Consider the following 10,061-nt stretch of genomic DNA (forward strand, 5'->3'; position numbering starts at 1 on the left):
CTTGTAGCCGAGACCGCGCACCGTGACGATGTGCCGCGGGGTGGACGGCTCCGGCTCGATCTTCGACCGCAGGCGCTTGACGTGCACGTCCAGCGTCTTGGTGTCGCCCACGTAGTCGGCGCCCCAGACCCGGTCGATCAGCTGCCCGCGGGTCAGCACCCGGCCCGCGTTACGCAGCAGCAGCTCCAGCAGCTCGAACTCCTTGAGCGGCAGCTGCACCGCGCCCCCGTCGACGGTCACCACGTGCCGCTCGATGTCCATCCGGACCGGGCCGGCGGCCAGCGTCGGCACCCCCGACTCGGTCGCCTCGGGGCTCTGTCGGCGCAGCACGGCCCGGATCCGGGCCACCAGCTCACGGGGCGAGTACGGCTTGGTGACGTAGTCGTCGGCACCGATCTCCAGGCCGACCACCTTGTCGATCTCGCTGTCCCGCGCGGTGACCATGATGATCGGCACGTGCGAACGCTGCCGCAGCTGCCGGCACACCTCAGTGCCGGACATCTCCGGCAGCATCAGGTCGAGCAGGACGATGTCCGCGCCGGTCCGGTCGAACTCGGTGAGGGCCGACGTGCCCGTGGCGGCCACGGAAACCTCGAACCCCTCTTTGCGGAGCATGTATGACAGGGCGTCGGAGAACGATTCCTCGTCCTCGACCACCAGAACGCGGCTCAACGGCGTTTCCTTTCCATGTGCGGTCAGACCTGCCGGAGCTCGGCCGGACCGGCGTCGATCCCAGCCGACGGCAGTGTCGCCAGGAGGTCGTCCGGAGGGCTGGCGGGCAGCCGGAGGGTGAACGTCGACCCACCACCAAGAGTGCTCGCCACATCCACCCGGCCGCCATGGTTGCTCGCGATGTGCTTGACGATCGCGAGGCCCAGGCCGGTGCCGCCGGTCGATCGGGAACGGGCCTGGTCGGCCCGGTAGAACCGCTCGAAGATCCGGTCCACGTCGGTGGGGGCGATACCGATGCCCTGGTCCGCCACGGCGATCTCGACGTGTTCGTCGGTGGAGCGGGCGGTGATACGTACCGTGGTGTCCTCGCCGGAGTAGTTGACGGCGTTCTCCACCAGGTTCGCCACCGCTGTGGCCAGTTGGCTGTCGCTGCCGTAGACGGTGAGTCCCCGCTCGGCCTCGACCGCCACCTCGATCCGACGGGCGGTGGCGGCGGTCCGGGTGCGGTCCACCACCTCGGAGATCACCCAGTCCACCGCGACCGGTTCCGGGGCAGGTTGCGGCTCGGCCCCCTGGAGCCGAGTCAGCTCCAGTAACTCCTGCACCAGCCGCCCCAACCGGGTCGACTCGTGCTGGATACGCTCGGCGAACCGGCGGGCCGCGACCACGTCCTCGGAGAGGTCGGACCGCCCTTCACCGGCCGGTTCGGTGGCGTCGAGCAACGCCTCGGCGAGCAGTTGCAGCGCGCCGATCGGGGTCTTCAGCTCATGGCTCACGTTGGCCACGAAGTCGCGGCGAACCCGGGCCAGCCGGTGCGACTCGGTCACGTCGGCCGCTTCCACCGCGATGTAGCCGCCACCCAACCCCATCGCCCGCAGGTGCACGCCGAGCGGGTTCTCCCCCGCGTTGTCGCGACCCCGGGGCAGGTCCAGCTCGATCTCGCGGCGCACGCCGGTGCGGCGCACCTGCCCGGCCAGGGTACGGATCAACGGATGCGCGGTGATCGAGCCCGGCTGGCCACCGGTGCGCAGCAGGCCCATCGCCCGAGCCGCCGGGTTGACGAGTACGGGCACGTCCTCGGGGTCGAGCACCACCACGCCCGCGCGCAGCGAGTCGATCGCACGGCGACCGAGCCCGACCTGCTGTTCCTCGGCGATCGCGTGCCTCCCCTTACCGAACCCGAAGCCGACCCGCCCGCTCCCGCTGGAGCCGGCCCGCCGGCGTGCCACCGGGATGATCCGGGGCAGCCACAGGCCGGCGACCAGCCCGGCCACCAGGGCCGCGGCCACACCCACCGTCACCGCCCACGTCACCCGGCGATCGTAGGGTCATTGTTTACCGGGCTACCGCCCAGACCAGGACGAAGCACTCTCGCTTCCGGGAAAGTTCACTTCTGCGTCCGGCGTAGTTCACCGGCGTTCACCTCCGGTCCGCCCGCGAGCCCTAGTTTGTGCGGCGTACCTGCGCAAAGCCTCGCCGGCCCGATCGCCGGCGCCGACCCACAGGACGTGAGAATGCGCGACGAGTTCCGGGCCGAGCTTCAGGCCGTCAGCCAGTTGCTGGTCGAGATGGCCGAAGGCGTACGGGCAGCGCTGCGGCAGGCGACGCGGGCCCTGCTCACCGCCGACCGCCGAGCGGCCGAGACCGTGATCGAGCGGGACGCCGAGATCGACGGACTCTACCGGCAGGTGGAGGAGCGGGTCTGCGACCTGCTGGCCCGCCAGGCACCGGTCGCCTCCGACCTGCGCGCCATGATCACCGCGCTACACGTCGCCGCTGACCTGGAGCGCATGGGCGACCTGGCCGACCACGTCGCCAAGACCGCGCTGCGCCGGCACCCGTCGCCCGCCGTGCCGGCGGAGTTGCGGCCGGTCTTCACCGACATGGCGACCATCGCCGACCGGATGGCCGAGAAGATCGCCTCGGTACTGGCCCACCCCGACGCCGACCTCGCCGCCGAGCTGGACAGCGACGACGACGCGATGGACGAGCTGCACAAGGGCCTGTTCGGGGTGCTGCTCGGCGAGGACTGGCCGTACGGGGTGGAGACCGCCATCGACGCCACTCTGCTCGGCCGCTTCTACGAGCGGTTCGCCGACCACGCGGTGAACAGCGCCGAGCACGTGGTCTACCTGATCACCGGCGAACCCGTCACCCCCGCCTGAGGCGCAAGGAAGGGCCCCCTGTTAACGCCTGGCGTATAGCAGGGGGCCCCTTTTAACAAGTAGACGGCGTGGGCCGGTCAGCGGCCCTGGTTGGCCACCGCGGCGGCGGCCGTCTTGGCGGCCTCCGGGTCGAGGTAGGTGCCGCCCAGGGTCTGCGGGCGCAGCTGCGGGTCCAGGTCGTAGCGCAGCGGGATCCCGGTGGGGATGTTGAGCTTCGCGATCGCCTCGTCGCTGATCTGGTCCAGGTGCTTGACCAGGGCCCGCAGCGAGTTGCCGTGCGCGGCCACCAGCACCGTCCGGCCGGCCAGAATGTCCGGCACGATCGAGTCGTACCAGTACGGCAGCATCCGCTCGACGACGTCCTTGAGGCACTCCGTACGCGGCATCAGCTCGGTGGGCAGCAGCGCGTACCGGGGGTCGCCCACCTGCGACCACTCGTCGTCGTCCGCGATCGGCGGGGGCGGCGTGTCGTACGAGCGGCGCCAGAGCATGAACTGCTCCTCGCCGTACTCGTCCAAGGTCTGCTTCTTGTCCTTGCCCTGCAGGGCACCGTAGTGGCGCTCGTTGAGCCGCCACGACCGGCGCACCGCGATCCAGTGCCGGTCGGCGGCGCTCAGGGCCAGTTCGGCGGTACGGATGGCGCGGCGCATCACGCTGGTGTGCACGACGTCCGGCAGCAGGTTGTGCTCGCGCAGCAGCTCACCGCCGCGGCGTGCCTCGCTCTCCCCCTTCTCGGTCAGGTCGACGTCGACCCAACCGGTGAAGAGGTTCTTGGCGTTCCAGTCGCTCTCGCCGTGCCGCAGCAGGACCAGCGTCCCGACGGTGGGCCCCTCGCTAGCTGTCATGCCGATCATCCTGCCGCAACGCCGGACCGGACGCGCGGGAAGGGTCGTGACGACCACCACGTGGAAATCGGCGTGACCTTGATTCCGGCGCGCCACTAGGTTGTAAGGGTCGTCAAGATATTCAGTCATTACGGAAACGGGGGCGCCGCGGTGCGCGCGATGCGGGGTTGGTTCCGGGACACCACGGGCGGGCTGCCGAAGACCTTCTGGTACCTCTGGACCGGCACCCTGATCAACCGGCTCGGCTCGTTCGTCCTGGTCTTCCTCGCCATCTACCTGACCCAGGAGCGCGGCTTCTCCGCCTCCCAGGCGGGCCTGGTGCTCGGCGCCTGGGGCGTGGGCGGCGCGGTCGGCACCACCGCCGGCGGCACCCTGACCGACCGCTGGGGGCGTCGGCCCACCCTGCTCGCCTCGCATCTCGGCGCGGCGACCATGATGCTCGCCCTGGGCTTCGCCCGTGACCTGTGGACGGTCGCGGCGGGCGCGCTGCTGCTCGGCCTGTTCGCGGAGGCGGCTCGCCCCGCGTTCGGCGCCATGATGATCGACGTCGTGCCCGAGCGGGACCGGTTGCGCGCCTTCTCGCTCAACTACTGGGCGATCAACCTCGGCTTCGCCTGCGCCGCCGTGCTCGCCGGCTTCGCCGCCCAGGCCGGCTACCTGCTGCTCTTCGTGGTCAACGCCGCGACCACAGTGGTCACCGCGTTGATCATCTTCGTCAAGGTGAAGGAAACCCGCACGATCACCGTCAGCACGCGGTCGACCGGTGCCCCGGCCGGCGCGCTGCGCACCATCCTGGCCGATCGGGTGTACCTGGGTTTCGTGACGCTGAACCTGCTCGGCGCGCTGGTCTTCCTCCAGCACATCTCGATGCTGCCGATCGCGATGGCCGACTCGGGGCTGAGCCCCGCCATGTACGGCTCGGTGATCGCCCTCAACGGCATCCTCATCGTGGCCGGCCAACTGTTCGTACCCCGGCTGATCCGCGGGCGCAGCCGCTCGCACGTGCTCGCCCTCGCCTCGGTGGTGGTGGGCGTCGGCTTCGGCCTGACCGCGTTCGCCGACGTCGCCTGGTTCTACGGGCTCACCGTGCTGATCTGGACGCTCGGCGAGATGCTCAACTCGCCGTCCAACGCCACCCTCATCGCCGAACTCTCCCCCGGCGAGTTGCGCGGCCGATACCAGGGCGTCTTCTCGCTCTCCTGGCAGTTGGCCGGGGCGATCGCGCCGATCCTCGGCGGCCTGGTCCGCGAGCAGGCGGGCAACGCAACCCTCTGGCTCGGCTGCGCCGTGATCGGGGCGGTGATGGCGGTGGGCCACCTGATCTCCGGGCCGGCTCGGGAGCGACGTGCCCTCGAACTGCGTACCGCCGGGACCGCCCCGGTGGTGACGGTCCAGTCGCCCGCACCCCAGCCGGCCGCGCCGCAGGCGGCCGAGCCGGTCGCGCCCACCCGCAGTTGAGCACTCCCCCGACGTCGCGAGGTTTCGCCGCTCCGGCAAGATCTGTTAGGTAACCGAACAGATCGGGGATCAGGTGCGGGCCGCAACGCAGCACGAACGCCGGGCGACCGCCGCGCCACGGCGCTGGCTGGCCGACACCGCCGGCGGGCTGCCCGCCACCTTCTGGTACCTCTGGGCCGGCCTGCTGATCAACCGGGCCGGAGCGTTCGCGATGCTCTTCCTGTCGCTCTACCTGACCGCCGCCCGGGGCGCGAGCGAGTCGCTGGCCGGCGTGGTCGTCGGCGCCTACGGCGCGGGTGGAGCGGCCGGGGTACTGTTCGGCGGCGTCCTGGCCGACCGATGGGGACGCCGGTCGACCCTGGTGGCGGCGCACCTGGCCACCGCCGCCCTGATGGTCGCGCTGGCGCTCAGCCAACAACTCGGCGTGATCGCGTTGCTCGCCCTGCTGGTCGGCGTCACGCACTCGATGCCGAGCCCGGCCTTCGTCGCGGCGATCGTCGACGTGGTGCCCGAAGAACGCCGGTCCCGCGCGTTCAACCTGCAGTTCTGGGCGTTCAACCTCGGCATGGCGGTGGCCTCGCTGCTGGCCGGCCTGCTGGCCGAGGCGAGTTACGTCGCGCTCTTCCTGGTGGACGCCGCCGCCACCCTGGCCACCGCCGTGCTCATCGCGTGGAAGGTGCCCGAGACCCTCGCCCACCGGTCGGCGCGAACTCCGCTACAGCCTGCGGCCGCGCGCCCCGGCAGCGGGCGCCGACCGCGCCGGCCCGGGTTGCACACCGCGTTGGCCGACCGTCACTTCCTGGCCTTCGTGGGGCTGACCTTCGTCCTCGCCGTACTGACCATGCAGGCTTCGACGATCATGCCGCTGGCGATGCGCGCGGACGGGCTGGGACCTTCGGCGTACGGCATCGTGGTGGCACTGGGCGGAGTGCTGATCGTGCTGGGACAACTCTTCGTACCCCGGCTCATCGACCACCACCGCAAGGCGCACGTGCTCGCCGTCTCCACGGCACTGCTCGCGATCGGCTTCGGCGTGCTCGCCGTCGCCGACGACCTCGCGTTCTACCTGGGCGCCTGCGTGGTCTGGACGGTCGGCTCGATGCTGGCCGCGCCACCCAACGCACAGATCAACGCGGACCTGGCACCACCCGCGTTGCGGGCCCGCTACCAGTCGGTGTTCTACCTGGCCTTCCCGGCCGCGTCGTTCGTGGCGCCCACGCTCGGTGGGTTCAGCCTGCAACAGTGGGGCGACGGGCACTGGCTGCTGGTCGGCACGCTGGGGCTGCTGGCCGCCGGGGGCCACCTGCTCGCCGGACCGCCTCGGGAGCGACGCGTGGCCGCCCTGCGCCAAGCCACGGCGGTCCCGATCGAGCCGTCGCTGACCGCTCGCGAGGTATGACGCGACGTGCCCGGCACGGAACCCGTGCCGGGCACGTCAACGTCGTACGACCGGCGGCGGCGGGCGACACTCACCCCCGTAAGCGACGCCCGCTCACGCCGCCGGTCCAAACAGGTGGGCACCGTCCCCCAACGGTCGATCCACCCGTCCCCCGACACCTCACCCGGTGCACGGATCTGATCGATCCGCCGCTCCCCCGAACGGTTCCGAGCGTGGCGCGGTGCAATAAAGTTAGTTCGGCCCGACATGCGGATTCAACCTGAGCGGCTGTCTCGCCCGTCACAGCGGCCGTGTCCAGCCTCGGGACGGCACTTCGGGCCCTCGTTCATGACCAACAGCGGGTACCCGACGAGCATTCCCGCAAACCCCTCACGCGTCCTCCCGATCGGGTGATTCGGTCCGGAAGAAGTTGCTCTGCCGGCCGTCCCGCAACTGCTCCTGGTAGATCAGGTTCAGCCGCCGCAGATCGAAGGTGTGGAACCACTCGTCCCAGGTGATCTCGCGTATCCGGCTGCTCTCCCGGTAACCCGGGATGTTGAACGTCAACACGCCGGCCCGGCCGTCCCGCTCGGTGCCGCTGATCGTCGCCGGCTTGGCGCCCCGCTCGCGGGCCCACCGCCGGATGACGTCGTGGTTGGTGGTCACCAGGCTACGGCCGGGGCGCTCCGGCTGGTCCTGGATCGTGGCGATCACCTGCGACGACCGGGACGACCGCGCGGTCCCCCGCCCGGTCCGCACCGCTGAGCTGCCAGCCGGTGCCGCCCTGGCCGCACCCTGCGCCGGTGCCGCCTTGGCCGCACCACGTGCCGCTGTGGCCCGCCCCGCCGTCGACTTGCGAGCCGCGGTGCCGGCCTTACGCGCGGTCGTAGTCCCCGCCGTGGTCTTGCGGGCCGCCGTGGTCTTGCGGGCCGCCGTGGTCTTCCGCGCCGTAGTGCTCTTCGCCGCCGCCTTCCGCGGGGCGACCTTCCTCGCCCCGGTGCCCGCCGCGGCCTTCCGCGCCGTGCCCGTCGTCGTTTTCCGCGCCGTGCCCGTCGTCGTCTTCCGCGCCGCGCTGGTCGTCGTCTTCCGGGCGGCACCGGTCGTCTTGCGCGCGGCACTGGTCGTCGTCTTGCGCGTGGTGCCGCCCGCCGCCTTCCGCGCCGATACGGTCCGTTTCGCCGGGGCCGCCTTTGCCCGGCCCGGGGCGGTACGGCCCGCCGCCGCCTGTCTCGTCCCAGCCGCCTTCGTGGCGCTGGCGCGGCCGGCCGGCCCGGTGCTCCGGCGTGCGGCACCGCCCGACCGAAGCGTCTTCACCAGCGTCTTCACCAGTTCCGGCTTGCGCAGGGCGGAGATGCCGGAGACCCCGTACCGGCGCAACTGCCCGCGGATGTCGTCCACCCGCATCCGGGAGATCTCCGACTCGGAGATCCGTGGCGTGTTTGGGGTCCGGTTGCCGGCCGGCCGCTTGGTCCTGGTCGCGGTCCCGCCGCGACCCGAGCTGTTTCGCTGAGCCATGGACGCTCACGCTCCTCGACACTCAGTCTCGGCACGCGGCGGGTCCCAACGCCGCACCGCGTGGTGCGGCTTACCCAGCAATACCGCTCTGAACCGCCCTGCCGGTACCGGGCTGGAACGGACCGGCGTTTCAGGCGTGGCCCGGACCGCCCGCGCCGTCCGACGGCTCGAACAGGTGCGCGAAGGCCGCGAGGTTCGCGGTGGACTCACCCCGCTTGACCCGCCACTCCCACTCTCGGCGGATCGAGCTGCCGAAGCCGATCTCCAGCATCGTGTCGAAGGACTCGTCGGCGTAGGTCAGCACCGCGCCGAGCAGCCGGTCCAACTCGTCGGCGTCGACGCCGGCGAGGTTGACCCGGCCGGTGAGGTAGACGTCGCCCACCGCGTCGATGGAGAACGACACGGCGTACATCCGGGCGTTGCGTTGCAACAGCCAGGCCCACAGCTCCTCGCGCCGCTCGTCCGGCTGGCGCATCACGAACGCCTCGACCCGCAGCGCGTGCTCGCCGACGATCAGGTTGCAGATCGTCTTGAGCTTGTGCGTGCCGGGCAGGGTCACTGCGTACGACCCCGGACCGGTGGACTCGCAGGCGAGCTCCCGTTCGGCGCAGACCGACTCGATCAGGGCCCCAAGGTCGCTCATCGGGTCAACTCTACGGCCGCTGCCTCTGCACCGCCGCCGGGCGTCCGATCAGGAACGCGGCACCGGTCACCAGCAACGGGAGCCAGCCAGCTCGCAGGTGAGACGGGCCCGGTGGGCGGCGATCGCCTCGCCGTAGACGGTGAGCAGGCCGGCGGCCGTACGGTGCCAGGAGAAGTTGCGGGCGTGCCGGGCGGCACCGACGGACAGCTCCGCCAAGCGGCCCCGGTCGGGCAGCAGGCGACCCAGCGTACGAGCCCAGTCGACCGGGTCGTGGCCGCGTACCAGGACACCGCTGACCTGGTCGCGTACCGCGGTCACCAGACCGCCGACGGCGGCGGCCACCACGGGCGTACCGCACGCCTGGGCCTCCAGCGCGACCAGGCCGAAGGATTCGTTGTACGACGGCACCGCGACCAGGTCGGCCGCCTGGTACAGCAGGGGCAGGTCGGTGCCGGTCTGCGGCGGCAGGAAATGCACCCGGTCGGCGACCCCGAGCGAGGCGGCCAGCTCGATCAGGGCGGTGGGCCGGTCCAGCCCGCTGCCGCTCGGGCCGCCGCAGATCACCACGGCGACCTCCCGGGCTAGCACCGGATCCCGCTCACGCAACGCGGCGATCGCGCGGATCAGCACGTCCGGGGCCTTCAACGGCTGGATCCGCCCGACGAAGGCCACCAGGTGACCGCCGGTGGGCAGGCCCAGCCGGACACGGGCGGCAGTGATCGCGGCGTCCCGGTCGCCGGGGGCCGGGCGGAACCGGTCCAGGTCCACCCCCGGCTCGACCACCGCGACCAGGGTCGGGTCGGCGTCGTACCGGCCGACCAGGTCCCGCGCCTCGACCCGGGTGTTCGCGACCAGCCGGTCCGCCTCGGCGACCACCTGCTCCTCGCCGATCACCCGGGCCTTGGGTTCCGGCCGGTCACCGGCGGCGAGCTGCGCGTTCTTCACCTTGGCCAGGGTGTGCGCGGTGTGCACCAGCGGCACCCCCCAGCGGTCCTTGGCCAGCCAGCCGACCTGCCCGGAGAGCCAGTAGTGGGAGTGGATGAGGTCGTAGTGGCCCGGCGGCCGGGCCGCCTCGGCGCGCAGCACGCCGGCGGTGAACGCGCAGAGCTGGCCGGGCAGTTCCTCCTTGGTCAGCCCCTCCAGCGGACCGGCCATCACGTGCCGGACATGCACCCCGGGAGCCACCTCGACCACCGGCGGCAGATCGCCCGAGGTGGCCCGGGTGAAGATCTCCACCTCGACGTCCGCCTCGGCCAGTCGCCGGGCGACCTCCAGGATGTAGACGTTCATGCCCTGCGCGCCGGCATCGACGTGGAACTGCCCACCGTGGACGCGTACGGCGCACCGCTGGTGGCGGCGGTACGAGCCGGCGAGGTCGACGAGGC

At 71.7% G+C, this 10,061-nt stretch carries 9 protein-coding genes and 1 pseudogene; 4 read left to right on the forward strand and 6 right to left on the reverse strand.

All coding sequences use genetic code 11. From position 1 onward, the window contains the following. Both AB0M52_RS24165 and AB0M52_RS24170 read right to left on the reverse strand, forming a co-directional pair. The coding region (locus AB0M52_RS24165; protein ID WP_363957760.1) for a response regulator transcription factor at positions 1 to 672 on the reverse strand (672 nt) is incomplete at its 3' end. Between the two features lie 23 nt (positions 673 to 695). Then, positions 696 to 1,985, reverse strand: coding sequence for an ATP-binding protein (locus tag AB0M52_RS24170; protein WP_363957763.1), 1,290 nt, complete (start codon positions 1,983 to 1,985; stop codon positions 696 to 698). A gap of 201 nt (positions 1,986 to 2,186) precedes the next feature. On the opposite strand from AB0M52_RS24170, the gene phoU reads away from it, so the two are divergent. Next, positions 2,187 to 2,837: a phosphate signaling complex protein PhoU gene (phoU, locus tag AB0M52_RS24175; RefSeq protein ID WP_363957765.1), complete on the forward strand. Its 651-nt coding sequence runs from the start codon at positions 2,187 to 2,189 to the stop codon at positions 2,835 to 2,837. A gap of 77 nt (positions 2,838 to 2,914) precedes the next feature. Here phoU and AB0M52_RS24180 read toward each other — a convergent pair whose 3' ends face one another. Further along, on the reverse strand, positions 2,915 to 3,682 hold the full coding sequence (locus tag AB0M52_RS24180; protein WP_363957767.1) for a phosphoglyceromutase: 768 nt from the start codon (positions 3,680 to 3,682) through the stop codon (positions 2,915 to 2,917). Between the two features lie 150 nt (positions 3,683 to 3,832). Between AB0M52_RS24180 and AB0M52_RS24185 the strand changes: the two genes are divergently transcribed. Next, complete coding sequence (locus AB0M52_RS24185) at positions 3,833 to 5,140, forward strand: MFS transporter (RefSeq protein ID WP_363957770.1); 1,308 nt, start codon at positions 3,833 to 3,835, stop codon at positions 5,138 to 5,140. A 73-nt stretch (positions 5,141 to 5,213) separates the two neighbouring features. Further along, entirely contained in the window at positions 5,214 to 6,539 is a 1,326-nt protein-coding gene (locus AB0M52_RS24190) for an MFS transporter (RefSeq protein ID WP_363957773.1), read from the forward strand. A gap of 369 nt (positions 6,540 to 6,908) precedes the next feature. Here AB0M52_RS24190 and AB0M52_RS24195 read toward each other — a convergent pair. Then, positions 6,909 to 7,292, reverse strand: a pseudogene (locus tag AB0M52_RS24195) (hypothetical protein); the annotation flags it as partial. Between AB0M52_RS24195 and AB0M52_RS24200 the strand changes: the two are divergent. Continuing rightward, a complete protein-coding gene (locus AB0M52_RS24200; RefSeq protein WP_363957781.1) occupies positions 7,222 to 8,028 on the forward strand; it encodes a hypothetical protein in 807 nt (268 codons plus the stop codon). The pseudogene AB0M52_RS24195 and the gene AB0M52_RS24200 sit on opposite strands and share 71 nt — an antisense overlap. Positions 8,029 to 8,163: 135 nt before the next feature. On the opposite strand, the gene AB0M52_RS24205 is transcribed toward AB0M52_RS24200, so the two are convergent. Both AB0M52_RS24205 and mshA read right to left on the reverse strand, forming a co-directional pair. Next, a complete protein-coding gene (locus AB0M52_RS24205) occupies positions 8,164 to 8,676 on the reverse strand; it encodes a YbjN domain-containing protein (protein ID WP_363957776.1) in 513 nt (170 codons plus the stop codon). Between the two features lie 66 nt (positions 8,677 to 8,742). Further along, positions 8,743 to 10,061: D-inositol-3-phosphate glycosyltransferase (gene mshA / locus AB0M52_RS24210; protein ID WP_363957778.1), on the reverse strand; the 1,319-nt coding region annotated here is incomplete at its 5' end.

It is taken from the genome of Micromonospora sp. NPDC051296 (assembly GCF_040682255.1).
GTDB classification, from domain to species: domain Bacteria; phylum Actinomycetota; class Actinomycetes; order Mycobacteriales; family Micromonosporaceae; genus Micromonospora; species Micromonospora craterilacus.

Bases quoted from the DNA above. Each gene is read 5' to 3' on its own strand.
- phoU (WP_363957765.1), top strand. From the start codon at position 2,187: ATGCGCGACGAGTTCCGGGCCGAGCTTCAGGCCGTCAGCCAGTTGCTG.
- AB0M52_RS24180 (WP_363957767.1), bottom strand. From the start codon at position 3,682: ATGACAGCTAGCGAGGGGCCCACCGTCGGGACGCTGGTCCTGCTGCGG.
- AB0M52_RS24205 (WP_363957776.1), bottom strand. From the start codon at position 8,676: ATGAGCGACCTTGGGGCCCTGATCGAGTCGGTCTGCGCCGAACGGGAG.